Raw genomic sequence first — 24,755 nt, 5'->3', positions numbered from 1 at the left:
ATGACGGGTTCAAGCTTCAAGGACGAACTGATATACGTGAGCGCGTTGAACGAGTTCGTCTATTGTCCACGGCGGTACTACTACCAACGGTACTACGATGAGATCGGCGAACCCTACGAACTCGTTGACGGCCGCTCGAAACACGAACACGCATCCCGTCGCGGGGGGTGGGTTACGGAGCGATACTTCTGCTCTGACGATCTCGGAATACACGGGAAGATCGACCTCGTCGATACCGAGGATGGGACACCGACCCCAGTCGAACGGAAACGTTCTGAGAGCGGGTCGTACTACCCGAGCGACGAAGTCCAACTCGCCGGCTACTGTATGCTGCTTGAAGACGCCCTCGGCGAACCCGTAAACGTGGGGTACATATACCTCTACTCGACCGATACGCGTCACTCGGTCCGAATCACGCAGGATCACCGCGAGACTGTCCAGAAGATACTGCGACGCATCCAATCGATGTCGGTCGATTCGATCCCGCCACTGACGCAAAGCCAGTCGAAGTGTGAGGCGTGTTCAGCGCGGACGTACTGTATGCCCGGCGAGACGGCGCTTCTCTCACCGTCCGATGCCGAGGGGACCGGATGGGAGGGGACGACACCGGGTGATTTGGCGTGAAAGCGAGCCAGAGAATGTTCGAGGACTCGGTCGTCTACGTCACGACGCAGGGTTCGCAGGTCCGTATCGACGGCGGTCAAGTTGTCGTCTACGACGTAGAAGGTGACGACGGCGAACTCGGAGCGTTTCCCGTCGAGAAGCTCGACACGATCAACGTCTTCGGTGGCGTGAACTTCTCGACGCCGTTCGTCGCGACAGCGAACGAGCACGGGATCGTGCTCAACTACTTTACACAGAATGGGAAGTATCGGGGGAGCTTCGTCCCGGAGCGCAACACAATCGCCGAAGTCCGCCGCGCGCAGTACGCGCTCAACGACCATGACGAACTCGCGATCGCGAAGGCGATGATCGCAGCGAAGATCCGGAACGCGCGGACGATCCTTTCCCGGAAGGGCGTTCAAGGAACGACTGTCCTCAAGGACCTCGGCGAACGTGTCTCGACCGCGTCGAACAAGGATGACCTCCGTGGAATAGAAGGGGAGGCCGCAGAACGCTACTTCGGCCGACTTGACGAAACTCTCATCGACGACTGGACATTCGAAACACGCAGTAAACGACCACCTGAAGACCACATCAACTCGCTACTGTCGCTAACCTACGTAATGATGAAGAACGAAGTGCTAAGCGCGCTGCGCTGCTACAACCTTGACCCTTTCCTAGGCGTACTCCACGCCGACCGACACGGACGACCGTCGCTCGCGCTCGACCTCCAAGAGGAGTTTCGCCCGCTGTTCTGTGACGCGTTCGTCACGCGTCTGGTTAACCGTGGGACAATCACGCATGACCAGTTCGGAGACGACAACCGACTCACTGACGACGGCTTTCAGGCGTACTTAGACAAGTTCGATGGCTACATCGACGAAGAGTTGACACACCCACACTTCGAGTACCGCGTGAGTCGTCGGAAGGCGATCCGGCAACAAGTGATCCTCCTGCGGAAAGCAATCACGGGTGAACTTGACGACTATCACGCACTGGAAGTGTCACGATGAGACTCGCAGTAACGTACGACGTCAGCGACGACACGAATCGTCGGCGCGTCTACCGAACGCTGGAACGATATGGGGCGTGGCGACAGTACAGCGTCTTCGAACTCAACGTGTCGAAGAGCGAGCGGGTCGAACTCGAAGACGAACTCGAAGGACATATCGAACCGACAGACGGAGATCGAATCCGGCTGTATCGGCTTTGTGAAGCCTGCCAAGAGGCGACGACAGACCTCGGGACTGAACCACCCGACGGGCAATCGAACGTCATCTGACGTCGACCTTCATCGACCTTTTTCAAAGCCGTGTACAGCGGGGGTCCACGAGAGCGACCGACGCCATCGTGGGTGGAGCAAGTTTTATCGGCCGCCTCAAGCAAATTACACCCCCTGTCGCAGGGCGGTAGAAACCCAGAGCGGGATTGAAACGTCCCCGGCCGTTCCGTGCTCGGTCCCTGAGTTCTGTCGCAGGGCGGTAGAAACCCAGAGCGGGATTGAAACTGCGGGTGAACGGGACGGTAAAAGTCCCAGTAAGCTGTCGCAGGGCGGTAGAAACCCAGAGCGGGATTGAAACTGAAATTACAAATGACTGATACTGTCGGCCCATACGTCGCAGGGCGGTAGAAACCCAGAGCGGGATTGAAACGGTCGAGCGACGACGATGACGATGACCGACCACGGGTCGCAGGGCGGTAGAAACCCAGAGCGGGATTGAAACCGTCCTCGACGCGAATGTGGTTCGGTCCCGATGGTCGCAGGGCGGTAGAAACCCAGAGCGGGATTGAAACAGGAGGTCGAGAATCGTCGCCGGGTCCGTCGGGGACGTCGCAGGGCGGTAGAAACCCAGAGCGGGATTGAAACCGCGGCCGGGTATATCCGCCCGTTCACGCTGATCGAAGTCGCAGGGCGGTAGAAACCCAGAGCGGGATTGAAACATCGCCGACGAGTTGCGCGAGTCGGCCGCCGACGAGCGGTCGCAGGGCGGTAGAAACCCAGAGCGGGATTGAAACCGCTCTATCGCTGGCAGCACTCGACGCAGTTGTGGTGTCGCAGGGCGGTAGAAACCCAGAGCGGGATTGAAACGGACCATAGAGCGCGCGCGCGAGGAACTCGGGACCGTCGCAGGGCGGTAGAAACCCAGAGCGGGATTGAAACTCGCTCCGGCCTCGGCTATCGACGGGAACGTCGCCGTGTCGCAGGGCGGTAGAAACCCAGAGCGGGATTGAAACCGTCCGACGTGACTGACTTGAGCGCGCCCGTCACCGTGTCGCAGGGCGGTAGAAACCCAGAGCGGGATTGAAACGATTCCGGTCGGCCACTCGTCCGGGAGGTTGTGCGGGTCGCAGGGCGGTAGAAACCCAGAGCGGGATTGAAACAGCGCGAAGAGCAGGAGGGGATAGAGCCAACTCGGCGGTCGCAGGGCGGTAGAAACCCAGAGCGGGATTGAAACCTCCCGGCGCGAGCGCGAGCAGGCCGCCACACAAGAGTCGCAGGGCGGTAGAAACCCAGAGCGGGATTGAAACAGCGTTCCGGGTTCGGTTCGCGAGAGTGTCGCGATAGGTCGCAGGGCGGTAGAAACCCAGAGCGGGATTGAAACGACTTCTTCTCGTCGCCCGGTGACGCGTTCAAGTGTCGCAGGGCGGTAGAAACCCAGAGCGGGATTGAAACTCGTCCGCCGGGTCGGGCGCGTCGTCTCCTCGGACTGTCGCAGGGCGGTAGAAACCCAGAGCGGGATTGAAACCAGGCTATGTTTTCGGATCTATGACTCTCGAAAAGGGTCGCAGGGCGGTAGAAACCCAGAGCGGGATTGAAACGGTCCCCAGGAGCCGCTATCAAACGTCGAATCGTCGCAGGGCGGTAGAAACCCAGAGCGGGATTGAAACACGGGTAACCTGAAAGGCGCGGCCGCCGAGCGCGTCGTCGCAGGGCGGTAGAAACCCAGAGCGGGATTGAAACACGGCGAAGCGACTGAGTGGGACGCTCGACGCGCTCCGTCGCAGGGCGGTAGAAACCCAGAGCGGGATTGAAACGAACTGGGGATGTTGGCATCGGTCATCTACATGTTGTCGCAGGGCGGTAGAAACCCAGAGCGGGATTGAAACCGGTCGGTCACGTTCTCGACGCCCTCGCCGAACTCGTCGCAGGGCGGTAGAAACCCAGAGCGGGATTGAAACCCCGGCTGCTGTTCGGCTTGCAAGGCGAGGCGAGCGGGTCGCAGGGCGGTAGAAACCCAGAGCGGGATTGAAACTGAACGCGGTGCCGCTGGGGGTCCTGAAAGACGTGGGTCGCAGGGCGGTAGAAACCCAGAGCGGGATTGTAACAGGGCGATGGGTTCGACGGCTTGAAGATACAGGGACACAGGCGAAGATGGGATCCAGCCTCCCCGCGAAGCAGCAATCGCTGTACCTCACCGGGGGAGATGTCGAGCATACCGAAAGGCCGGATTGAGCAACCGCTACTCAGAGAGCTCTACTCGGTACGCTTGTGTGCAAACCATCTCAGTGAGGAATCTCGATGGATATTCCGGGTATAGGACATTAACTTATCGACACTACTGATGAGTGAGATATCCTCATCTGTTGGACGCTATTCCGCCCAGAATTTCGTCACTCAAACTGATTGAGGCTGAGTGAAGCGTTATTGGACAATATCCGCCGAATTTGCGCGCGGTCCATCCCAAGTGGCGACAGCACGCTTTCGGCAGCACGAATCGCCTGCGCTCGGTACCAAGCCTCATCGTATGACCGCAGCGGTTCGTGGCTCAGCCGAACGCGACCCAGTCCCTGCGCGTCGTCGTTGGAGACGAGATATTCGACACGCTGGCCGGGAGCCAAGGCGCAGTCTTTCCACTTCGCTCGCTTCAGCGCTGCCACCGTCACCGTCTCGTGACGATACTGCTCTGCTCGCTTCGAGACGCGTTGCTTGAGAAGGAGTTCCCGTGGGTCAACCACGCCACGCTCCAGTTGACTAAGCCAGCGTTCGAGGACGCCACAGACCGCGTTCGGGTCGTGAGTGCGATCGAGAGTGCGGATCAGCGCAGCCTGTAGCTGGCAGGTCCACGCGGGCGTATCGCCCTGCCGAATCTCGATGCCACGCGTCTTCACCGCCTCACCCAACCCCTCATCCGGGTACGCCTCGCCACGGCGTCGTCCGAAGTAGCGCGTCAACGCCCCTCCATCGCCGTCACGACGCGGACACAACGCTACCCAGTCGAACGCACTCTCGTACTCCAGTTCGATTCCCACCTCGTCGCTCACCTCGCGTGCGATCGCCTCCAGCGGCCGTCGGTCAGCCTCATCAACGTCGAGGGCGGGCGTCACCCAGATCGAGTCGACGATGCCGTGGACCACGCGCCAGCCATCGGCCTCCAGCGCTGCCTTCGCGTCCAGCAGGATTTTCCGAGCGAACGCGTTGATCGCCTCGTGACACTCGATGCGACCGAACTTCGCGTTCGAGAAGCCCTGATAACCGAAACACGACACGAGAATCCACTTGATCGCAGACGATCGCGCTTCGAGCGTCGCCAGTTCGTCTGGGTCGTCTGTCTTCTCGATTCGCGTTTTGATCCGGTCGCGCCCGTCAATGAGTGGCCCGAGGACGTCGGGCAAGTAGCCGTCGCGTTCACAGATCGGATAGCCGACTTCCGGAACGGCCTCGTTGTCACAACAGCCGCAGCGCACCGTCTCCGGAGAGATATTCCGCGTGCGGATGATGTTTGGGTACAGCGACGAGAAATCGAGTTCGTGGACGTTCTTGTGGACCCCAACCTCGGGGGCGAGCGTCGTCCCGCCTCGGTCGGCTGTGTCGAGCGCCGATGCCGTCCGAAAGAACTCCGGGCGCCATGCTCGCCAGGGGACTAACACACCACGCGAGCGCGCCTCGCGGATCTGCATCGCTGTCAGTACGCGCCCAATCGACGCCCACCCGAGTTCCTGCAGTGGAAGCCCCGCTCGCTCGACGAGATCGAGACAGCCGTCGAGCCCCGCCTCCTCGTAGAAGAACGTGTTCGAGCGGTCGATAAGCACCCGGCCGGGGACGGAGTAGCGGGCCGGCGAATGCCCAACGTGACCGTAACTGGTGTACGTCGACGTGGACGCGAGTTTGGTGTACCCGGTCTCCCGTCCGAGCGCGTACGGGCTGAGTCCGTACTCGTCTGCCGCCTCGAAGAGTAGTGGCACGACCTGCGCGGAGTCCACGACGAGTACATCCGGATCGATCGATGCAACTCGCTTTGCGACGGCCTGCGCGACCGCTCGTGATGACGCGCCAATCGACTCTCCGTCGACCCGGAGTTGGGACAATCCAGCGACGTCCAACTCGTGCGCTGGGAACTGGAGATGGAGTGTGCGCAGATCACGGGCGCTAGTATCTGGTTTGGGCTCAGTCTCCGTTTCGAGCGTGTAGCGGAGTTGTCGCGTGAGATCGACGTTGTAGCAGGTGTACGCGTCCGGCCCGCCGAACTGGTGGACACGCCGCCCGACCGAGCGGACGTCCTCGATACGTCGACAGTCGAGTCGGAGAACTGGCCGAAGATTCGACCGGAACGTCTGCCGCCAGACGTCGAGCGAGCAGTCTACGATGGCCTCCTGTCCCGTGAGGAACGCTCGAAGGTCACGAAGTTCCGATGAGAGCCTACCACGGGGAGGAAGCCGTGGATTCGGGTCTGGACCTCCTTCCCGACCGTAGAGTTCCGAAACGGGAGCGCCCACATATAGTGTTGGCTGGTACTCGTCGACGACGGTTCGGTCGATCCCATCCGATGTCACCCGCCATTCGACGACCGAGTCGCCGTCGTAATCGACGGTGAGGACCATCGCTACTCGGAGCCACCGACTTCATCGCGCGGTCGCGTGCTTGACTCAGCCCGCTCGGCTTCAAGGTCCTCGATACGCGCTTCGAGCTCGTCGAGGCGGTCCTCCTGTTCGAGGTCGATACTCACGAGAAGTGGCGCGAGTCGGTCGGAATGATTCAGGTTACTCGCAGCGTCGGCGTGTTCGCGAGCGTATGCGAACAGTCGGTCGAACAGTGGTTGATGCCGTCGCCGCAGGACACGGCGGAAATCGCTCCACTCGTCTTCGATTGTCGAGAGGACGTCTCGAAACGTCGGGTTCGTCCGGCCCACCCTCACCACCCCTCCGGTGTGACTGGCGAGGCAGGTGTCGTCGGGCCGGAGTCACCTATGGTCGGCTGGGCTGGGTCTGCGATCGCCGCCCCGGTCACACGAGCGCGGTGTTCGAGAATCTCCTGCCAGAAGGCGAGTGTTGTCTGCATCCAGCCGTCGCCCGTGTGATAGACGAGCGTCTCGTCGGTGCCCTCTCCGTTGGTGAATCGAGGACCGAATTTCGTCGCTTGGCAGGAGAGTTCCTCGTGGGCTGCAGCAGCAAGAGGAGCGCTCAGATCGTCTGCACGGGTTCGCGTAAGCAGTACTGGGACGTCGTAGTCGCGGGCAATCCCGGCGAGCGTCGCGAGCCGACGGACGAGAAGCTCACGTGCGTGGTCTCGCGGGATGTCGTCCGCCCGATAGAAGTGGTCTATCCCAGGTGCGACGACGATGGTCGGGTCGTCACGGTCGAGGCTGGCGTTCGAGACGAGTCGGGGGAGACGATCGAGAAGGGCGGCGTGCTGGTAGGCGGTGAAGCCGCGGGCGACGCTCAGACGGTCGAGATAGCGAGGGTGCGGTGCGAGTCGGAGGAGCGTCCGTGTTTGGACGTGGCCGCGTGCGTCGATCCAGAATCCCTGTCCGCCCGTGTCGAGGAGTCGGTCGAGAACGACCGCGCACAGCGGCTCGATGCCGAGTGTCGAGTCGACGTCGAGGAGCGTGATACCCGAATCGAGCGTGGGGAGTTCGATACCCTCGTGTGACCCATCGCCGGTCATACACGTCGCCACGGGGACGCATCATAAAGCCGTCAGCCATACCCTCGCCGGAAGTAAAACGAAGCTCGACTTACTGGATTTCTCTCTCGAATCGTCTGAGAGTGACGCGCAGTCAGGTGATTACCAGCTCCAATTTCTTGAGGGAGTCCACCCCGTCACCGTGGTGAAAGTGCTCTTCGGCGCAGATCTCATTGGCGAACGGAAACCACACGTGGTATTCGCTGAAAATCTCGTCCCAAGACTCCTCGAAGAATCGATCATCGATAGCGGAGTCCACATCCCTGTTCGGTGCGCTCGTATCGTATCGGCTCAGCGAGTGTCTCGATTGATATTTTGAGTGTAAGAATCTTAACTGGTCGACACTGCTGACCGAGTGAGATGCCCCACCCGCTGGGTTTCCGTCTGTGGACGGATGTAGGACAGGTCAATCAATCGGTGAGCACGGATGAGTGAGGAGACCCTGAAACTGTATCTCGTGCGGTCTGACGACCCAACAACTGTCCTCGGCGGCCCATACGAGGAACTCGAGGCGGTTCGGGAACGAGAGAAGGCAGAGGCAATCCTCGGGGAGTGGCTCGCACTGTCGCTCATGCCCCCATCGGAGGCCCGAGCGGCCGTTGCTCGGCGAAGCCGAATGGGAGCTAACACATGGCGCACGAACGAACAGTCCGTGTTCCACGGTGTGACTGACTGAGTATGCGTTTCGTAGTCGAAGACACTCGTCAGGAGGATGAATTTAACTGAGACCCGATCGTGATCCTGCGTGCACTCTGTAATCACGGAGCAGACCAGAGACACCACGACAAGAATCGGGGAAGGCATCCAGTCGGATGTTCACCGTCAGCGCCTGAAGACGGAAAAAGAGAACCGCCCTCGCGTACTGGTCTCACTATCATCTACACTTGAGGGAAGTGGACGTCACCCAGTCTGTCGGAGCCACCGAGACACACACCGTTCGGATGATTATTGAACCGGCAACGCCAACGTGAGGTCATGGCTCACGAACGCACGAGTTTCTGGACACTCATCCTCGCGATGGGGGTGACGCTTCTGTTGTTACTCGCGTTCTCCTCGCTGTTCGTGACTGGGGGAACGGGATCTGCGTTCGTATTGAAACTGAGCCTCGTCTTTCTCGCGATTCCCCTCCTCGGGTCGCTCGCGATCATCTACGTTGGCTGGCGACCGTTTTCCGACGACGACGAGCAAGAAGAGAGTGTGTTCGACGACGTGGACTAGCTACGAAATTTCTGGACTATCCCAGTACTCGTGATCGGGATCGTCACGGAAACAGGCCGCCGCGTGGGGCCGGTCCCAGCCGGTCGGTCCAGGTAACGCACCCAACTCGGGTGTCTCTTCGGTGCACACCTCGTGTGCGACTGGACACCGCGTGTGGAACCGACAGCCCGACGGTGGGTTCGTCTGGTCGGGGATATCGATGTCGCGGACGGGCGGTTGCTCGACGTCCACGTAGTCGGGGTGGAGGTTCGCGGTGCCCCATTTCAGGACCTTCGTATAGGGATGTTTGGGGTTACGGAGGACCTCCTCCGCGGGACCGAACTCGACGAGTTCTCCCATGTACATGATCCCGATGCGTCCGTCAGCGTGCTCGGTCAGGTACCGCGCATTCGAAAGGTTGTGACTGATGAAGAGGAAGGAGGTGTCGAACTGCTCTTGGAGTTCGAGCATCAGGTCCATCATCTCAACCCGTAAGCTCACGTCGAGTGCGGACACCGCCTCGTCCGCGAGGATGAGGTCGGGGTTCATCAGTAATGCTCTGACCAGTGCGACCCGCTGCTTCTCACCTCCGCTCAGCTGATGTGGATACCGCTGAGCGTAATCGGACGCCGGCGTCATACCCACCCGTTCGAGCATGCCGACGATACGGGCGCGACGGTCCTCACGAGAGAGGTCGTCGTTCCACCGCTTCAACGGGGCGGCGAGTGAGGCCATCACCGTCTGGTTCGGGTTGAGCGCTCCCCCAGGGTCTTGATGGACGATCTGGAGTGCCTTCCGGATTTCCGAGAACGAGATGTCGGTGTCACCGCCATCGCGGGCCGTCCAGATGTCCTGTCCGCGATACTTCACGGAGCCGCTCGTGGGGCGCTGGAGTCCGAGCGCTGCTTTCCCAAGTGTCGTCTTTCCACAGCCCGATTCGCCAACGAGCGCAATGACGTCACTCCCGCCGATCTCGAGTGACACACCGTCGATAGCGTGAACGTGTGATTCCTCGGCACCGAGCAACCGGTCGACGACACCACGATCTTGCTCAAAGTGGACCTCCACGTCTTCTATGGAGATGACCGGCTGGTCGGCACTCATGGCCAGTCCTCCTCGACGTCTGGCGCGTGGTCCTCGATATCGAATGGGACTGCCTCTGCTGCATCCTCCCAGTGGAAACAGGCCGCTCCGTGATCGGCGTCGACCTGCTGAAGCTCGGGATCTTCGTTGAGACACTCCTCGGTCGCCAGTGGGCACCGTGGATGATAGCTACAGCCGACGGGCGCGTTCACGGGGTCTGGCGCCGACCCCTCGATCGCACGCATCTCGTCGAGTGGGATGTCGAGATTCGGCACCGACCGAAGCAGTGAGCGCGTGTAGGGATGCGCTGCATCGAGAACGACCTCCCGAGCAGGTCCGACTTCAACCATCTGAAACGCGTACATCACTGCCAGGCGGTCTGCGAGGCCGGCGACGAGCGGCAGGTCGTGTGTGATGAACACGACGGTGAGGTCGTACTTCTCTTGGAGTTCGTTCAGCAGACTCAAGATCGACCGCTGCATGAGCAGGTCAAGCGCGGCCGTCGGTTCGTCCATGACGAGGACGTTCGGCTCGAGGACGAGCGAGAGCGCGATGAGCGCGCGCTGTTGCATCCCACCGCTCAGTTCGTGTGCATATGAGTCGAGGACGCGGTCAGGGTCGAGATACAGGTCGGCGAGGAGTTCCCGAGCACGCTCGAGTCCATCGTCGACGTCATAGCCGTGCGCTTCGAGCGTCTCGACGAAGTGGCCCTTGACCTCCATCGTAGGATTGAACGATGACTGAGCGCCCTGGAACACCATCGATATCTCCTCCCATCGAAGGCGCTTGAGGTCTGACTCCGAGAGATCGAGCACGTCGATGTCCTTCCCGGGCGAGGGGCGGTACACAATCTCACCGGAAAGCCGGCCGGGATCGACAACCGCATCGAGCAACGCGGACGCGAACATCGACTTCCCCGATCCGGACTCCCCGACGACACCGAGGATCTCGTTGCGGTCCACATCGAGGGTGACCCCATCGAGTACGCGTGACGTACCGCGGTCCATCTCGAATGTGACGGAGGCGTCCCTGATCGTGAGGATGGGATCATCGCCACCCACCTGTGTCGACTGGGCTGAGTCGGTCAGCGTCTCGGACGTATCGGGTCGTGACATGGGTCTACGTGTGTGTGGTCGAGGCGGAGGTGGATCCGGTCGCGTCGTCGTCGGCGACGTCGCTCTCATCGAGCGTCTCCGAGTGACGAGCACGGACGCGGGGATTGAACAGGCGGTCACACCCCTGTGCGAACAGGATGAGACCGAACGAGAGGAGAATGACCGTGAACAGGGGAGCGAGAAGCCAGTGGCGCATCTCCGCGGAGTACAATGCGCCATTGTTGTAGGCGGCGTTGATCATGACTCCCCAGTTCAGGTTCGAGAACGGGAGCACGCCCAAGAAGTAGAGGCCGACGGACCCGAAGATAACGCCACGGGCGGCACCGACGAAATTGACGAGAATATACGGCATGAGGTTCGGCACGATATCGCGCAACAGGATGGTGTGCGTTCCAAGCCCCATCGTCCGGGATGCCTCCACGTACGACTCGCCCCGAAGCGTGAGTACCTGTGACCGGACTGCTCGCGCCAGCCCCGCCCACGCGTTGATCGAGATGAGGATGCCGACAGTGAACGGAGATTTCGGCTGGAAGATAGCCGCCAGGACGATGATAAGCGGGAGCCCGGGAATGGTCATCATGATGTCCGTGAACGTCATCAGGACCGTCTCTGTCCACCCCCCTTTGTAGCCCGCGAGGATGCCGATCGCGGCGGCGACAGAGACAGCAAACACGGCGCCACCGAGAATCATCTCAAGCATGGCCGGTGTCGCGTGGACGATCGAGGCGAACACACCCTGGGCCTTCGGGTCCGTCCCGAGCGGGAATGCCAGGTTCTGGAACGGTTGAAGCAGTCGCGGCCCGGTGTTTGGCCGCGGATAGCGGACGAGGATCGGGCCGAGCGTGCCCATCAGGAGAAATCCGAGGAGGATGAGTGTGCCGACGCGGGCCCGCCAGTCGGTCCAGATGATACGAGCGGGCGCGCGTATCCAGAGGTCGAACACCTGCCGAAGCCGCTGTGAGTCGTCGAGGTCGTCTTCAGCGACTGTCTCGAACGGGGAGTGTTGGTGGCCGCCGTCGGTAGCCAGTCCGTCGCCATCGGATTCAGCGTGGGCGGGGTCAGTAGGTTTCATCGCTTTCACCTCCCGCCCGCGGATCGAGTTTGCCGTACGTCAGGTCGGCGATGAGAACGCCGATGACGACCGTCACTGTGAGCAGGATAAACCCGCCCATCATCAGTGGATAGTCGCGTGAAGAGATCGATTTGAACATGTAGTATCCAACCCCGGGGTACGCGAAGATCTGTTCGAGAATGACCGATCCGCCGAACATCGTCCCGATCGAGATCATGATACCAGTGTACATAGGCAAGATCGCGTTCCGGCCGACGTACCGCAGGGCGACCCGCTGTTCGGAGAGCCCGCGGAGGCGAGCAACCCGAAGGTAGTCCTCACCGAGTTCGGAGATAGCATTCCCCCGCATTGCGATGGCGTTCCCACCGAACCCGGTGATGACGAGCGAGATGACTGGAAGCGCCGCGTGATAGAAGAGACCGATCAGGAACGGAACGTTGGGACCGACTGTCGAACTGGCAGCCATACGGCCCGTCGTCGGAAACAGCGACCACTGATAGCCGAGATAATAGATGAGCAGGATGCCCGCAATGTAATATGGAACTGAATTCGCGACGATAGAGATGAGCGTCGCGCTCGTGTCGAACGTGCTTCCCTCGCGGTACGCCATGAACGCACCGAGCGACACCCCGATGGCGAACATCAGGCACAGCGAGATCGACATGTAAAACACCGTCCACGGGACGGCGTCCCCGAGGATGGAGCTTACTGGCTCTCCGTACCAGATCGACTGGCCGAAATCCAGGTGCAGAAGGATCGAATTCATGTAATTCAGATACTGCTTCCAGATCGGCGCGTCGGTCTGGATATTGGTGTAGAGCGCGATCTTCTGTTGCATCTCCTCGGGTGAGAGGTTCTGTTTCAGTAACTGAGCCCGGAGATAATCGATCGGGCCACCAGGCATCAGCCGAATCAAGACGAAAGAGAGGCTGACCACGGCGTAGACCGTGAATGCCGCCTGTCCCAGCCGTGTTACATAGTAGTTGGTGCTCGCCATGAGTACAGATCTGAGCCGGTTACTTCGTCTTGGCCTGAATCTCGCCCATCCGGTCGGCCCACCAGTGGGGTTCGCCCTGCTTCATCAGGTCACCGTCGACATCCGGGAGCTTCCAGTTCTGTGTATCGAAGAGGTTGACGTCGTGTTCGACAGTGATCGGCATCTTCGGGAGAGTCATATTGTACACCCACGCCGCCTTGTCGATCAGTTCCTGTTCGCGCTCGTCGCCTTGGGCGGTTGCGAGGTCGTCGAATAGCTTCGCTACATCGACGGATTGCGTGTCGCCATCGGCCTTACCGATCGGCATCGGAACGTCGACCGTGTCGGGGTAGTTCGTCTGGTCCGACCACCACCCGACGGTCACCGAGCGGATATGGTAGCCGGGATAGCCACCGCGGAACCACATACCCGACCACCAGTCACCGATGAGTTCGAACTTGCCGTTCGGGACGATGTCGCCGTACATCTGCGTGTGCTCGACCTTTTGAAGCGACGCGTCGATGCCGAACGACTGGAGTTGGCTAACGACGTTCTGGCCGATCGACACCCAGTAGCCACCCCGCCCCTCTTTGATAGTGGGCGCGAACGCCTCGCCGCTTGGCGTCTGCCACTGGTCGCCGCTCTTCGAGAAGCCAGCTTCCTTCAGCAGCGACGCGGCTTTGTCCTCGTCGAGATCGTACGTGAGGTACTGATCCTGTGAGTCGCCGAGGTAGGTATCGAGGGCACTGTTAGAGATACCACACGGGATCTCGATCGCCTGCCGCTGATACGCACCGGAGGTATTCTTCGCGACGAGTCCGAAGTCAATCGCGTACAGGAGTGCCTTCCGGACGCGTGCGTCACCCCACGGCTTCTTGTTGAAGTTGGGGACGAGCCCGTACCCGTTATAGAGTGGAACCTGATTCCACTCGACCTGCTCGGGCTGTTGCTCGAGTTGCGACATCGTCGGGTGCGTCTTCGTCCAGTAGTCGATCTTGTCGTTCGCAAGCGCGAGCGCCCGCTTGGACTGCGACGGGACATACCGCCACCCAGCCTGAGAGAAGTTGCGCTCGTCGGCGCTGAAGTGGCCGTTATCGTACTCGTCGTAGAGTTCGAACGTCCACGCCTGATTGGACTGCTCTTTGAACTGCCAGGGACCGTTCCCAACGGGGTGCGTGTCGCCGCCGAACTGGAGTTCGAACTGCTGGAGCTCCTGAATGACCGCCTGCTCTTCCTCCTCGCTCTCGGCTTTACGGGCGCGCTTGGCGAACTCGCCGTAGATTTCTGTCTTCGCCATTAGTCGACGGCGGAGGAGTTGGTCGAGCAGCATGAACTCGTTCGCTGGCTTCGCCAACTGGAATTCGACGGTGTACTCGCCGGTTGCCTCATACGACTCGACGTTGTCGAACGGCGACCCAAGCAGCGACTCGATATCGAGTTGGGTAATGAGGTCCTCAGCCGTCACCGAGTCTCCGTTGTGCCACGTGTACGTATCTCGGAGTGTAACCGTCGCCGTCGTCTCCTCGACGGACCAGTCCTTCGCGAGGAAGCCGACGAACTCTTCGCGGTTTCCGTGATACCGACCGAGGAAGTCGTAGAGGAAGAATCCATCAAAGTTGTAGTTCTTCCCCCACGGGTTGTGCTGGCCAGACTCGCCAGGTTTGGTCAACACGCCCGTCCAGGTCTGTTCAATGGGTTCACCACTACCACCGGTTGTGGTTGCATCGCCGCCCTGCGTGGTTGCCCCGTCACCGGTCGGACTCGTGCTTCCCTCACCACCGCCAGTCTCGCCCGAGCAGCCGGCAATTCCGGCTGTGACACCCGCTGCGCCGATGCCTCGCACGAAGCCGCGCCGTGAAAACGGCTGATTTTCGTCAGCTCCCATGTCACCCCCAACCAAGTGTATGTCGGGGTTTATAATTTAGGTCGTATTTGGATTATCCCAAATATACAATAGAGCAGCCAAAGAGGGCATGCAGACTAATGTGGTCGCCGAACTGCGCGAAAACGAGATGCCAGCAGAGATCATGATCTCCTCCGAGGACGAGGGCGTTAGCGAGCACCGACTTCGCGTGGGTGTGATCGGGACAGGTGCGATTGCACAGCGCCTGCACCTGCCCGATTACCGCGACCACCCCGAGGTCGAGGTGGCGGCTGTCTGTGACGTCGAAGAGGAGAAAGCCGCCGCTGTAGCGAGCGCGTTCGACGCCGACCACCACTTCACCGACTATGCCGATCTCATCGACTCCGGCGTCGTCGACGCGGTCAGTGTCTGTCTGCCAAATCACATGCACGAACGCGTCGTCACTCAAGCGCTCGACGCCGACCTGCACGTCCTCTGTGAGAAGCCGATGGCGACGTCGGTTGCCGAAGCGAATCGCATGATCGACGCTGCCGAGGAGAGCGATGCAACCCTGATGATCGACCAGTCCGAGCGCTTCTCACCAGTGTATCAGAAGGCGCTCGACCTCATCGAGAGTGGGCTCATCGGCGAGGTCGAATCGATTCGCGCCCGCTTCAGTCATGACGGCCCTGAAGGGTGGTCACCACGGTCGACTTGGTTTACCGATGCCGACGCATCCGGTGGTGGCGCCATGGTCGATATCGGCATTCACAACGCAGACCTCGTTCTCTCGCTCGTGGGTGATGTCGCAGAGGTGCAGGCGTACACGGATACGCTCGCGTTCGACGCTGATGTTGAGGACACCGCGGTCGCCTGCATGCGACTCGCGAACGGTGGCCTCGGCACGTTCGAGGTGTCGTGGACAACTGACCCCGAGAAGATCGAGACCCAAGTCGTCGGAAGCGAGGGCGTCCTAGACATCGACAAGGTCGCTGGTGACCTTCACGTCGAGCTTCACGACGATCGCGGCCGTGTCGAGGTGTCACTTCCCGACTACCGCAGCCCGATCAAGCGCTTCGCGGACGCTGCCTTGACGGGAAGTCAGCCCCCGGTTACGGGTGAGCACGGTCGTGATGCGCTCGAACTCGTGATGGCGATTTACCGTGCCGGCGATCGGAACGAGCCCGTGTCGCTCCCGCTCGAGGGTGACGACGAATGAAGCTTGCCTGTTCGAGTTACTCGTATCACGACGCACTCACGGAGGGCGAGCTCGACGTTCACGGCTTCCTCGAGCGGGCCGGTGCGGACCTTCCGGTGGATGGTGTCGAACTCATCGAGGAGCACCTACCGGACGAGGACGAGACGACGCTCCGTGCCGTCCGGGAGACCGCCGCCGAACACGGCGTCGATATCGCCTGTCTCTCGATATTCTACAACGACTTCGCGAAGGCGACGAGAGACGAGCGTCGCGAGGACGTCGAGGCGGTCAAGACGTGGCTCGATAACGCCGACGTTCTCGGTGCCGACGTAGTCCGCGCGTTCACTGGCTTCCCTGGTCTCCACAATCGCGACCACGGTGACCCTGCAGTGTGGCGCGACGTCCGGCAATCTCTCCAGGAGTGTCTCGACCACGCACAGACCTGTGAGACGACGCTATGTATCGAGAATCACAATCACGATGGCCTCATTCGGACTGCAGACGATATCTTCCGCATTCGCGCAGGCGTCACCGGTGACCTCGGGCTCGTACTGGATCTTGGAAACTACGTGGACGGGCAGTCGTCCATCGAGCGAACACGGCAGCTTGCTGATCACGTCCACGCTGCATACGATGCCATCGACGCCGAGGGTGCCGATCCTGAACACGCCTACTACGCCGACGAACTGGCCGCACTGGCCGAGCAGGGCTACGATGGCTATGTCACACTCGAGTGGGAAGGCGAGACTGACGATGCGGAGGCCGTACCGCGGGCTCTCGACTACTTGGACGGACACCTGTAGGCTCCGAGCGCAGACGGCAGGCAAGTACATGGTGACGGCACCTCGGGAAGGGACCATCGATCGATCGTTCTACACCCGTTTGCAGGGGCCTCAGTGTGTCTCGGACTCACGTGAATATAACGCGTCGACCGAGAGCGGTAGTGAATCGAGTCCCGACACCGCCGAACCCTCACGAGAGACCGGAGTACAGCTCGCGGACTGAAAGCGAACGAAGTCAAGTAAGAGACCGGCGGTCACGATCGACTGGTCCGACCTGTACAGAACTCACGAACGAGCATCCTCATCGGTGGGATCGCTGTCAGAATCGAGAGCAGCGATACCGTCGAACGACTCTTCGATGACTGCCCACTGTTCGTCGGTGATCCGGCCGATATTCGCGCCGGTCGAGAACAGGCTAATGCCATCGGCGCCACCGTGGAGCGCCATCTGAATAGCCGTATGAAGCTCATCCGGCGGCAGACGCTCGCCTTCATCACCACTCCCTGCAGTGCGAATAGACGGAAGAATAGGACGGTCGACCGCCTCGCGGAGTGAACGCGTCACGTCCCGGATCCACAGCGGATGGAGGTCCATGTCGACATGAGCGGTTCGCGGTGTGAGGATATCCACGTGATCCGCAAGTGCCTCGATATTGAGCCCGAGCGTTTCGCGGCTGTCCCGCAGCGTCAATTGGGCGTCGGTGAATACCTCTACTTGGAGGTTGACCAGTTGCGTTTCCTCGAACGGATCTGCAAGGGCAGTAAACAGTTCCGTGCTGGCGTCTGTGCGTGCTTGGAGCCACGAGGCGTGTCCGTCACTGTCGTCTGAACCGACCTCTTCTGCGCGCTCGACACACCGGTCACAGAAACACGAGAGGTAGTCGGTCCCACCGTTGTGTACCGGTTGGAACTCGAGATGCGAGAATCGGACGCCGTCGACGTCGTACTCGCTCACCTCGGTGGCGAGCGTCTGGAGGTGGTCGCGTACCTCGGTGCGGCTGGGACACACCCAGTACATCCACTCGAAGGAGACGTTCGGGTAGCGGATTTCGGTCCCATCGCGAGCGATTTGCACCAATTCCGGGTTCTCCTCGAGCAGGTACTTATCGCAAAGCGTGAAGAAGACCGGGACGATACGCACCCCGTATGCAGGCGCAGCATCAGTTAGTTCGCCGAGAAGATCACGGCCCGGTACCTGGTTTGGGACGGTATCTGAGTCGTAGAAGACTCGCCCGTCGCTCTCCTTGCAGATGACCATCGCCGTGTTCACGTTCCGGTCTGCGAGGTCGGCCAGGACGGTCTCAACATCCATCGTTGCCCATGGATAGAGCGTAACGGCGCGGATAGATTCCCGCTCCCACCATGGAGCCGGTTCTGTCGCAGTCATATTGACAAACCCCTCCTGAGTTACGCAGAGACAGTCTCTCCGGAGGGGAATATCTCTCGGTTCGTTCTGCCTCGTTCGTTCTTCTTTGGTAGATTCCAAAGATACCCACCAGCTATTTGAATCAACCCGGAAAACCGTGAGAGACACCGATGAGCGATCGCCGATTCACCCGTCGGGTTCCAACCGCTACGGAGGCTGCCTCAGGGGCTGAGGAGCGCTCAGTCGATGGTGAGACAGTCTTCGATGTCACCGAGGCGATCGGATCGAAACCCCGGTGGAAGCTCCTGACAGCCATTGCGGAACGGCCCCACACGATCGATGACTTGGTGGACCGTCTGGACCGCTCGAAGGGGACGATCTCCGTACATATCTCGAAACTCGAGGAGGCGGGAGTCGTCCAGTCGGGGTACACAGTAAGTGATCAAGGGGGCGTCAAGAAGATCGTCTCGATCGCTGTCGACGAAATCACACTCGACCTCGGGTCGCTATCGCCATGAGTAGCCGGAGCGACGTAGGGATCGCGGAAGTGAGTGAATCGAACGTCCGCGCTTACACCGGGCAGGTCTCGGTTGAGTACGACACCGATCGCGGGCATATCTGTCTGTGTCGGCGAGAGACGACCGACGAGGCATATCTCGGCGTTCACCCAGGCGGGCCAGACCTCGGTCTGCTCACAGCCGGGCGAGTGACTGGCATCGAAGCAGAGACTGACGACGAGACTGAGGACGTGCATCTTCGAATCCACATCGCCAGTCGCGTCCACGACGGCGAGGCGGTGTTCGCGCTTCAACTGCCCGCAGACTCTCCGGGTCTGATCTCGTACACCCTCGACGTACCCGGGGACTGGACTGTCACTGACGCACTCGAAGAGTGGGGGCCGGAACTCGTCTACCACGACGCGACCGGTGACACGAGAGACGCCTCGCTCGAGAACTACCTCGACGGAACGCCAGGAAGTAATCCTGCCGCCGGGACGAGTGACTATAATCAGCTCATCTATGCGGGCGACTCTGCCGTTCTGGATGCGACGCTGTTGTACATGGCTGACTGGCCGGCACTCGACGAGTACTTCGTCACGACTGAGACGAATATGCGCGAGACGGTGTCGTTTCCTCCGGGGCCAATGGGGTACGATATGCCCGACCCAAACGACGTGCCCGACCGGGACTCAGTGACAGTACTGGCAGCGAACCTCGTTCTCTCCGCGGATGCGATTCCGGCTGATGACCCTCAGCCCTATTGTGAGCGATTCGTCAAGGACATCGCCGCCATCTACGATCGCCTCGACCACCCACCGACCGACCCGATCGACTGGCGCGACGTGAGTGAAAAGGCGATCGACGCGATCGAAGCCCCCGCGAACCGATTCGAGTACGATGGCGTGTTCCATCCGGGCGGCGTCGAGCTCGTGACCGTACTGAGCATCGTCACGCCATACCGGGCGTACGCCGAGCAGTTCGATGACGACGATGCTGCAGCCCTGACCGAGGACGTCGCCTCGCTGGTAGAGACGTACTACGACCCCGAGTACGAGGATGCCGCTGGGAACACGGGCATGATCGGGAACTCACCGGCGCCGCTCACGCTTACGCACGTTGACGCGTGGTACCTCTTCTGGCCCGTGATACAGGCAGCCGAGTACGCGCTCACCTTCGACGATGACCGAATCGCGGAGATGGTCGTCGACACTGCCGACGTGATGATCGACGTCGGGCAGGCTATGGAGTACGAGTTCCCGATGTGGCTCGACGTCGACGCACTGGAGGGACACGAACCCGAAGACCGCCTCTGGGATGGCTATCAGTACGACTGCGCTGGGGCATACGCGTATCTGATGTGCCAATACCACGAGTTAACCAGCGAGGCTCGCTATCTCACCGAAGCGAGAGCCGCTGCCGATCGCGTACTCGAGACGGGTTTCGAGCTCCCCTACGAGTTTACGACGACACCACTGACCCCGCTCGCGATGTGTCGCCTCGCCGAGCGCACCGGAGAGACACGGTACATCGATGCGTCGTACGTCGGCCTCGCAAATATTCTCCGTCACGCGTACTTTTTCGACCCCGAACATGGCAAATTCGCTGGACGGCAGGTGTTCCTACTCAGTGAGGCGATGCCACCCGAGGACTACGAGGGGAATTTCTTCGCGAACGCGCTCGAAGAGTGGTCGCTTCTTCATCACCTCAACCGCTACCTTACAGAGGGCGGTAGCGCCCTCTCGGATGCAGCCCGGCAGATGACCGCCGAACTGCTTCGCCACAAGGGAACCTCGCTTGCGGATTCGCTGGCTGCGTTTCAACCCGATCCATCGCTCGTCTACGATGGGATCTCCCCCCAGTCTGGGCGGCGCGTCAACCGTGAGTGGTTCCTCCCCCTCGAACCATTCGGCGCACTCGAACCGATGTTCGAGCAACTCGGCGCTGTCGGCCAGGATCTGTATGGTGCCGGTGCGTACCCCGAGATGGCGACGATTCAGTACCATCCGTTGGGCGAAGCGGCGACGTTGTATGTCGATGGGCCCGTTACTGTGGAGACCGATGGAGCGTTCACGTGGGTCGTCACACCGCAGGGAACGTCCGGAACGTACACTGCCAGTCTGAGTGGAGAGACAGACGTTCTCGTCGACCTCCTCGTGCGCCAGGCCGACGGGACCGGCGCAGAAGTCGAAACCGCCTACGATGCAGCGTCGGACAGTTACTGCTTCGATCTCGCTGTCGAGCACGACTATATCGTCCAACGTCGCGTCCCGAAGCGCGCCATCATCGTCGAGGATTTCACGGTTACTCCCGACACGATTGCCGCTGGTGAGACTGCGATGGTCTCGATGACCGTCCGGAATACATCAGGACAGACTGGCGTGTTCGACGTCCCCTGCTCCGTCGGCACGACGACGCATACAGAACGGGCCACGCTCGGCCCACACGACACTGCTGAGGTTACAGTAGAGGTATCGCCGGACGAGACAGGGACGTATAACGTTCAGATCGCACATGAGAATCGCGCGTTGCGCGTCGAATCGCGGGAGTGACCGAAGTCACCCTCGCCTATTGGCCGAACGATTCAGTCGCTGCTGGGTAGACCCCCGATCACGAAGGGAGTGGCCGTTTCAGGTACAATGCCGACAAAGCAGTTGCTCACTTCGATCCGGAGTGAGACGATTCGTTCACTCGCCTCCCCACGACGTCGTCCCGCTAAAGCGGGGTACCCAGGTCTTGTATCTCGACCCACTCAGTTCCAGTTGAAATGACGAGTTCGGCGGTCCCGTCATCATCTGGGTCCCACTCGTCCCCGTCACTGAGGACCACTCGGCCAGGGTCGTGAGTTGGGGAAGACGATCGGGGGTCGAATCCGACGTGGGTCGCCTGCGAGACGCTCCCACCGAACTGCTCGCCTTGGAACGTTTGGACGGTGTACTCAGGCCACTTCTTGCTCGATCCATCCACGTAAAGTGTCCCGTCCTGGAGATCGACGATCTCTCCGACTGCCCCGGCTACGAACGGATTGTGGAAATACGTCCCCTGTTCGTCGCTACCGAAGCGAGCGTCACCTTCGAACGCCTGGATGACTGCCGTGCCCTCGATGTTTGCGAAGTACGCGTTCTGGAAGACGTTATAGATCGCTCGTGAATCTGCGATGCGAATCCCGTTGTAGGTCGCTTCCACGTTGAGGTACCGGAAGTGGTTTGCAAAGGAGTACTCCTCGAGACGGAGTGCCTCACCGGGTTCACCCCCCTCGACTGGCCCGCCGCCCGAGCTGAAACTCCCCTCAATACCGGAGAACTGACAGCGCCACAGTTCGCAGGCAGTCCCCCCTCCCGAGTTGTGGACACCGAAGTGATAGCTGTTCAGCAAGAAGTTGAGCTTACAGGCACCCGCTCCGGTTCCGCTCCCCGTCGCGAACCTCGTCCAGCAGCTGTTGAACGCGTTCGTATCCTCCTTCCCGAGGACGAACTGATACCCGCTCGTGTCCCCCTCGAATCGAACCCCCACGAGTTCGATGTAGAAGAACGCGGTTCCGGACGAATCCCAGATGCGAATCCCGTCACCGTTCTCGTTGCCGGCGCGAATGCGCGATGATTCGAGGCCATCACCGTAGATGGCCCAGTTGGTGTTCCCGATCGCGTCATACTCAGCTAGATCGATTTCCCACGCGGTGGACCCGTCTCCGTAAAATCCACTGGGGTAGTAGATCACACCACCACCGAGTTGGTTCAGTCGCTCGAACGCCTCCCGCATCCCAGCAGTGCCTGACGGTGATGTATACGGGTCTTCGGAGGTACCAGCGCCACTCACCTCGGGGAGTTCGGACACGTATACCGTGCTGCTCTGCTGAGCGGCGGAAAGGTCTCCGACGCGTATCGATTCAACGGGCGCTGCGACGCCGAGGCGCTCGCTGGAGCCACGTTCACCACTGTGATCGTGTTCGTCCGGTGCCCACGGCTGATTGCTATTGGCGGGATATTGCGATGAGGAACCTGCTGCGTTCGCCGATCCAGTCGGCCCGACTAACCCGAGTAGGGTTGCACCCTCTAAGAAGCCGCGCCGGTTCGACGTAGGCTGTCTACTATCGTCGTCTCCCTGGTTGTCAGTCATTGACGCAGTGAATGATAGCACCAGACATGAATCGGGTTATCGATTATGGAAGATAGATAGAATATATCGCTACCTCCCAAACCCAGTTTAGAGTGAGATAAAAGAGACAATTGCATGGAGGCGGTCGTGGCTGCGCGCACAGCGACGCGAGCCAGAGCGGAGGGTGCGGTGCTGGGATCGGCGTGACGCAGCATAAAAAACGAGTCGACGCTTCGACTATTCGTCCCACCACCGGTCACGCTCGGGGAAATGGACTGTCGACCACCCAGTCAGGGCTACCGAGACGCGTCCGTCGTACCAGCTCCGTGCCGCTCCGTACAGCCGTACGCGCTCCCCCTCCTCGATCAGGGGTTGCCTGGATTTCTCCCAGATTGTCACACGGGTCTGCCCGGTTTCGTCGGCAATGAGTCCTACCTGCGCGATACTCGGATGTGACGGCTCCCACAGCGTCTTCATCCGCCCGTCGATGCTCACCGTTTGGCGATTCAATGCCTCCAATTCACCGATCGGCACCACTCCTCCAGAGGCCGTCCGGAGCATCTCGAACACGCTGATGACCGCACTCGTCAGCCCCCTCCCATCGACGACCTGTTCGGCCAAGCGCCGACTGATCGCCGCCCGCGACCACCGCTCTAATTTCTCAGTCATTCGCATCGCTTCCCGGTTCACTGCCGCCAACTCCTCGCGCGATAACTGCGCTCTGGGGTCGATCACGTCCGGGTCCGCCCACGGGTCCACGCTCGCCGCCCGCTTGCCGAACTCGTGCCGCCGCTCGATGCTCACCTGCTGTGCCGCCTGCCGCGACCGCGCTTCCCGGTCCGAGTCCTGCCCTCTGTCGAACCGAATTTGTGTCTGCTCGATCTCCCACTCCCTCGCTTCGAGCCGCTCTTCTGCCGCCAGCGTTAGTCCCCCCGGTGTCGCATCCGGGTGGTTCGTATCCACCTTCGCTTGGATCTCTTGCTCGACCGATGGCCGCAGCTCGGGCGTCTCGTCTACGACCTCAGCTTGTTCATCCGCCTCTTCCTCAACCGAAACGTCTTGTCCGAGTACGTTCTTACGAGACATTGGTGTTCTAGCACCTGAAGGCGTTCCACGACGCCGACAACCGCGACTCTACTCGCGGTTTTCAACGACCACAACCCGACAGACACGTCTGCACGCGCCGCTCGCGCCTTCGCGAGCGCCCCCTGGGGCGCGAGCGGCGCGTGCCGATGCACATCAGCAAACCAGCCACGCGCGCCGACGCGGTCGGGGCGAGCGGCCAGCGGAGCGTGGGTGCCGCGTTCCGAGCACGCGCAGCGCGCACAGGAACCGGGAGCCACAGCCTGCTGGCGTGCCGGGAGGGTACGAGCGAGCGCGGCGCTTCAGCGCCACGGACCCGGCCGTGAGAGGCGAGCGGAGCGTGCCGGATTCTGAAACGACGGGCAGAGACTACCAGAGACCAGTTACCGACTCACCGACTAGCGGTACGACTAGAGCAGTTGGACACAGAACGGACAATGATGCTCGCAGCCGCCTATCGGCCTACCGGTACGCAAACGAACCTACTGAGAGAGTCGGTCGCGTTGCTGATCCATCGTACACCGCACACAGCGGTCGTCACCGACGCACGCGACGTTGTTGTACGGACACTCGTGCTCGGGGATCTCACCGTGAGAGCGGGTTAGTTCGCGACGCCACTCGGCTTCCCAGTCGTCGATATCCATCGTCATCGAGGTGAAGACGACGTCGTCGTCTCGGTCGACGATCTTCACCACTGTCGAGTGTTCGAGTTCGTCACGGACAGTCTCGATTGCCTCCGGATACGACGAGCACATGACGCGTTCGGATTCCTTAACGTCGTGAAGCACGACGACCGTGATCCGGCCGTCGTAGGTCTCGGTCGGATCCGGTCTGGACGGCATGGTCGCTCAGTTCCACCCAATGAACAAAAAGATTGCCCCAGAAGACCTGGTACAGAAAGAGTATCGTGGTAAAACCGGACATAGCTAGGAAAAATGGCTACAG

The 24,755-nt window shown here is 60.7% G+C and carries 22 protein-coding genes and 1 CRISPR repeat array; of the genes, 9 read left to right on the top strand and 13 right to left on the bottom strand.

Translation table 11 applies throughout. From position 1 onward, the window contains the following. From cas4 to cas2, 3 genes are read left to right on the top strand one after another with little or no spacing between them, the layout of a single operon-like run. Nucleotides 1-624, top strand: coding sequence for a CRISPR-associated protein Cas4 (gene cas4 / locus AC6RUA_RS11130; protein ID WP_499813082.1), 624 nt, complete (start codon nt 1-3; stop codon nt 622-624). After that, nucleotides 621-1,616 carry a CRISPR-associated endonuclease Cas1 gene (gene cas1, locus AC6RUA_RS11125; RefSeq protein ID WP_499813081.1) on the top strand — a complete coding sequence of 332 codons (996 nt, stop codon included), beginning with the start codon at nt 621-623 and terminating at the stop codon, nt 1,614-1,616. The genes cas4 and cas1 overlap by 4 nt, the downstream gene beginning before the upstream one ends. Beyond that, entirely contained in the window at nt 1,613-1,885 is a 273-nt protein-coding gene (cas2, locus tag AC6RUA_RS11120; RefSeq protein WP_499813080.1) for a CRISPR-associated endonuclease Cas2, read from the top strand. The genes cas1 and cas2 overlap by 4 nt, the downstream gene beginning before the upstream one ends. Before the next feature lie 116 nt (nt 1,886-2,001). Further along, a CRISPR array of direct repeats spans nt 2,002-3,930; the repeat unit is 37 nt; unit sequence GTCGCAGGGCGGTAGAAACCCAGAGCGGGATTGAAAC. Between the two features lie 285 nt (nt 3,931-4,215). Here cas2 and AC6RUA_RS11115 read toward each other — a convergent pair. The 4 genes from AC6RUA_RS11115 to AC6RUA_RS11100 all read right to left on the bottom strand — a co-directional run bounded on the left by AC6RUA_RS11115 (nt 4,216) and on the right by AC6RUA_RS11100 (nt 7,763). Continuing rightward, on the bottom strand, nt 4,216-6,423 hold the full coding sequence (locus AC6RUA_RS11115) for a type B DNA-directed DNA polymerase (protein WP_499813079.1): 2,208 nt from the start codon (nt 6,421-6,423) through the stop codon (nt 4,216-4,218). Nucleotides 6,424-6,425: 2 nt separating this feature from the next. Further along, nucleotides 6,426-6,731, bottom strand: coding sequence for a DUF8156 family protein (locus AC6RUA_RS11110; RefSeq protein WP_499813078.1), 306 nt, complete (start codon nt 6,729-6,731; stop codon nt 6,426-6,428). A gap of 2 nt (nt 6,732-6,733) precedes the next feature. Next, entirely contained in the window at nt 6,734-7,486 is a 753-nt protein-coding gene (locus AC6RUA_RS11105) for a hypothetical protein (RefSeq protein WP_499813077.1), read from the bottom strand. Between the two features lie 112 nt (nt 7,487-7,598). Beyond that, entirely contained in the window at nt 7,599-7,763 is a 165-nt protein-coding gene (locus AC6RUA_RS11100; protein ID WP_499813076.1) for a hypothetical protein, read from the bottom strand. A 168-nt stretch (nt 7,764-7,931) separates the two neighbouring features. Between AC6RUA_RS11100 and AC6RUA_RS11095 the strand changes: the two genes are divergently transcribed. Together AC6RUA_RS11095 and AC6RUA_RS11090 are read left to right on the top strand one after the other, a co-directional pair. Further along, the gene (locus AC6RUA_RS11095; RefSeq protein WP_499813075.1) at nt 7,932-8,180 is read left to right on the top strand and encodes a hypothetical protein; all 249 of its coding nucleotides are present in this window, start codon (nt 7,932-7,934) and stop codon (nt 8,178-8,180) included. A 299-nt stretch (nt 8,181-8,479) separates the two neighbouring features. Then, the gene (locus tag AC6RUA_RS11090; protein WP_499813074.1) at nt 8,480-8,722 is read left to right on the top strand and encodes a hypothetical protein; all 243 of its coding nucleotides are present in this window, start codon (nt 8,480-8,482) and stop codon (nt 8,720-8,722) included. Here the strand turns inward: AC6RUA_RS11090 and AC6RUA_RS11085 are convergent, their stop codons facing one another. From AC6RUA_RS11085 to AC6RUA_RS11065, 5 genes are read right to left on the bottom strand one after another with little or no spacing between them, the layout of a single operon-like run. Beyond that, nucleotides 8,723-9,805, bottom strand: a complete 1,083-nt coding sequence (locus tag AC6RUA_RS11085) for an ABC transporter ATP-binding protein (RefSeq protein WP_499813073.1) — start codon at nt 9,803-9,805, stop codon at nt 8,723-8,725. It abuts the gene before it with no gap. Beyond that, nucleotides 9,802-10,899, bottom strand: coding sequence for an ABC transporter ATP-binding protein (locus AC6RUA_RS11080; RefSeq protein WP_499813072.1), 1,098 nt, complete (start codon nt 10,897-10,899; stop codon nt 9,802-9,804). Before AC6RUA_RS11080 ends, AC6RUA_RS11085 begins: the two co-directional genes overlap by 4 nt. Nucleotides 10,900-10,903: 4 nt before the next feature. Further along, nucleotides 10,904-11,971: an ABC transporter permease gene (locus tag AC6RUA_RS11075; protein ID WP_499813071.1), complete on the bottom strand. Its 1,068-nt coding sequence runs from the start codon at nt 11,969-11,971 to the stop codon at nt 10,904-10,906. Then, a complete protein-coding gene (locus AC6RUA_RS11070; RefSeq protein ID WP_499813070.1) occupies nt 11,958-12,968 on the bottom strand; it encodes an ABC transporter permease in 1,011 nt (336 codons plus the stop codon). The genes AC6RUA_RS11075 and AC6RUA_RS11070 overlap by 14 nt, the downstream gene beginning before the upstream one ends. A 19-nt stretch (nt 12,969-12,987) precedes the next feature. Then, a complete protein-coding gene (locus tag AC6RUA_RS11065) occupies nt 12,988-14,832 on the bottom strand; it encodes an ABC transporter substrate-binding protein (protein ID WP_499813069.1) in 1,845 nt (614 codons plus the stop codon). Between the two features lie 127 nt (nt 14,833-14,959). Between AC6RUA_RS11065 and AC6RUA_RS11060 the strand changes: the two genes are divergently transcribed. Both AC6RUA_RS11060 and AC6RUA_RS11055 read left to right on the top strand, forming a co-directional pair. After that, nucleotides 14,960-16,009 carry a Gfo/Idh/MocA family protein gene (locus AC6RUA_RS11060; RefSeq protein WP_499813068.1) on the top strand — a complete coding sequence of 350 codons (1,050 nt, stop codon included), beginning with the start codon at nt 14,960-14,962 and terminating at the stop codon, nt 16,007-16,009. Further along, nucleotides 16,006-16,791 carry a sugar phosphate isomerase/epimerase family protein gene (locus AC6RUA_RS11055; RefSeq protein ID WP_499813067.1) on the top strand — a complete coding sequence of 262 codons (786 nt, stop codon included), beginning with the start codon at nt 16,006-16,008 and terminating at the stop codon, nt 16,789-16,791. Before AC6RUA_RS11060 ends, AC6RUA_RS11055 begins: the two co-directional genes overlap by 4 nt. 264 nt (nt 16,792-17,055) lie before the next feature. On the opposite strand, the gene AC6RUA_RS11050 is transcribed toward AC6RUA_RS11055, so the two are convergent. Continuing rightward, on the bottom strand, nt 17,056-18,081 hold the full coding sequence (locus tag AC6RUA_RS11050) for a family 10 glycosylhydrolase (protein WP_499813066.1): 1,026 nt from the start codon (nt 18,079-18,081) through the stop codon (nt 17,056-17,058). Between the two features lie 224 nt (nt 18,082-18,305). Between AC6RUA_RS11050 and AC6RUA_RS11045 the strand changes: the two genes are divergently transcribed. Together AC6RUA_RS11045 and AC6RUA_RS11040 are read left to right on the top strand one after the other, a co-directional pair. Next, complete coding sequence (locus tag AC6RUA_RS11045) at nt 18,306-18,653, top strand: ArsR/SmtB family transcription factor (protein ID WP_499813065.1); 348 nt, start codon at nt 18,306-18,308, stop codon at nt 18,651-18,653. Continuing rightward, nucleotides 18,650-21,184 carry a hypothetical protein gene (locus tag AC6RUA_RS11040; protein ID WP_499813064.1) on the top strand — a complete coding sequence of 845 codons (2,535 nt, stop codon included), beginning with the start codon at nt 18,650-18,652 and terminating at the stop codon, nt 21,182-21,184. Before AC6RUA_RS11045 ends, AC6RUA_RS11040 begins: the two co-directional genes overlap by 4 nt. Before the next feature lie 163 nt (nt 21,185-21,347). On the opposite strand, the gene AC6RUA_RS11035 is transcribed toward AC6RUA_RS11040, so the two are convergent. The 3 genes from AC6RUA_RS11035 to AC6RUA_RS11025 all read right to left on the bottom strand — a co-directional run bounded on the left by AC6RUA_RS11035 (nt 21,348) and on the right by AC6RUA_RS11025 (nt 24,652). Continuing rightward, nucleotides 21,348-22,391, bottom strand: coding sequence for a hypothetical protein (locus AC6RUA_RS11035; protein WP_499813063.1), 1,044 nt, complete (start codon nt 22,389-22,391; stop codon nt 21,348-21,350). A gap of 573 nt (nt 22,392-22,964) precedes the next feature. Beyond that, entirely contained in the window at nt 22,965-23,813 is an 849-nt protein-coding gene (locus AC6RUA_RS11030; RefSeq protein WP_499813062.1) for a DNA-binding protein, read from the bottom strand. Between the two features lie 479 nt (nt 23,814-24,292). Further along, the gene (locus AC6RUA_RS11025; RefSeq protein WP_499813061.1) at nt 24,293-24,652 is read right to left on the bottom strand and encodes a hypothetical protein; all 360 of its coding nucleotides are present in this window, start codon (nt 24,650-24,652) and stop codon (nt 24,293-24,295) included. Nucleotides 24,653-24,755: the final 103 nt, after the last annotated feature.

Source organism: Halorarum sp. SLYT50 (assembly GCF_059821265.1).
Note: the sequence above shows the minus strand (reverse complement) of the source record. Positions and strands in the feature narration are given on the sequence as shown.

What these genes read in the sequence shown, in the direction of transcription:
- AC6RUA_RS11095 (WP_499813075.1), top strand. Translation starts at nt 7,932, where the DNA reads ATGAGTGAGGAGACCCTGAAACTGTATCTCGTGCGGTCTGACGACCCA.
- cas2 (WP_499813080.1), top strand. Translation starts at nt 1,613, where the DNA reads ATGAGACTCGCAGTAACGTACGACGTCAGCGACGACACGAATCGTCGG.
- AC6RUA_RS11030 (WP_499813062.1), bottom strand. Translation starts at nt 23,813, where the DNA reads ATGTCTCGTAAGAACGTACTCGGACAAGACGTTTCGGTTGAGGAAGAG.
- AC6RUA_RS11115 (WP_499813079.1), bottom strand. Translation starts at nt 6,423, where the DNA reads ATGGTCCTCACCGTCGATTACGACGGCGACTCGGTCGTCGAATGGCGG.
- cas4 (WP_499813082.1), top strand. Translation starts at nt 1, where the DNA reads ATGACGGGTTCAAGCTTCAAGGACGAACTGATATACGTGAGCGCGTTG.
- AC6RUA_RS11105 (WP_499813077.1), bottom strand. Translation starts at nt 7,486, where the DNA reads ATGACCGGCGATGGGTCACACGAGGGTATCGAACTCCCCACGCTCGAT.
- AC6RUA_RS11045 (WP_499813065.1), top strand. Translation starts at nt 18,306, where the DNA reads ATGAGCGATCGCCGATTCACCCGTCGGGTTCCAACCGCTACGGAGGCT.
- AC6RUA_RS11050 (WP_499813066.1), bottom strand. Translation starts at nt 18,081, where the DNA reads ATGGATGTTGAGACCGTCCTGGCCGACCTCGCAGACCGGAACGTGAAC.
- AC6RUA_RS11055 (WP_499813067.1), top strand. Translation starts at nt 16,006, where the DNA reads ATGAAGCTTGCCTGTTCGAGTTACTCGTATCACGACGCACTCACGGAG.
- AC6RUA_RS11035 (WP_499813063.1), bottom strand. Translation starts at nt 22,391, where the DNA reads ATGCGGGAGGCGTTCGAGCGACTGAACCAACTCGGTGGTGGTGTGATC.
- AC6RUA_RS11085 (WP_499813073.1), bottom strand. Translation starts at nt 9,805, where the DNA reads ATGAGTGCCGACCAGCCGGTCATCTCCATAGAAGACGTGGAGGTCCAC.
- AC6RUA_RS11060 (WP_499813068.1), top strand. Translation starts at nt 14,960, where the DNA reads ATGCCAGCAGAGATCATGATCTCCTCCGAGGACGAGGGCGTTAGCGAG.
- AC6RUA_RS11090 (WP_499813074.1), top strand. Translation starts at nt 8,480, where the DNA reads ATGGCTCACGAACGCACGAGTTTCTGGACACTCATCCTCGCGATGGGG.
- AC6RUA_RS11080 (WP_499813072.1), bottom strand. Translation starts at nt 10,899, where the DNA reads ATGTCACGACCCGATACGTCCGAGACGCTGACCGACTCAGCCCAGTCG.
- AC6RUA_RS11070 (WP_499813070.1), bottom strand. Translation starts at nt 12,968, where the DNA reads ATGGCGAGCACCAACTACTATGTAACACGGCTGGGACAGGCGGCATTC.
- AC6RUA_RS11075 (WP_499813071.1), bottom strand. Translation starts at nt 11,971, where the DNA reads ATGAAACCTACTGACCCCGCCCACGCTGAATCCGATGGCGACGGACTG.
- AC6RUA_RS11025 (WP_499813061.1), bottom strand. Translation starts at nt 24,652, where the DNA reads ATGCCGTCCAGACCGGATCCGACCGAGACCTACGACGGCCGGATCACG.
- AC6RUA_RS11065 (WP_499813069.1), bottom strand. Translation starts at nt 14,832, where the DNA reads ATGGGAGCTGACGAAAATCAGCCGTTTTCACGGCGCGGCTTCGTGCGA.
- AC6RUA_RS11040 (WP_499813064.1), top strand. Translation starts at nt 18,650, where the DNA reads ATGAGTAGCCGGAGCGACGTAGGGATCGCGGAAGTGAGTGAATCGAAC.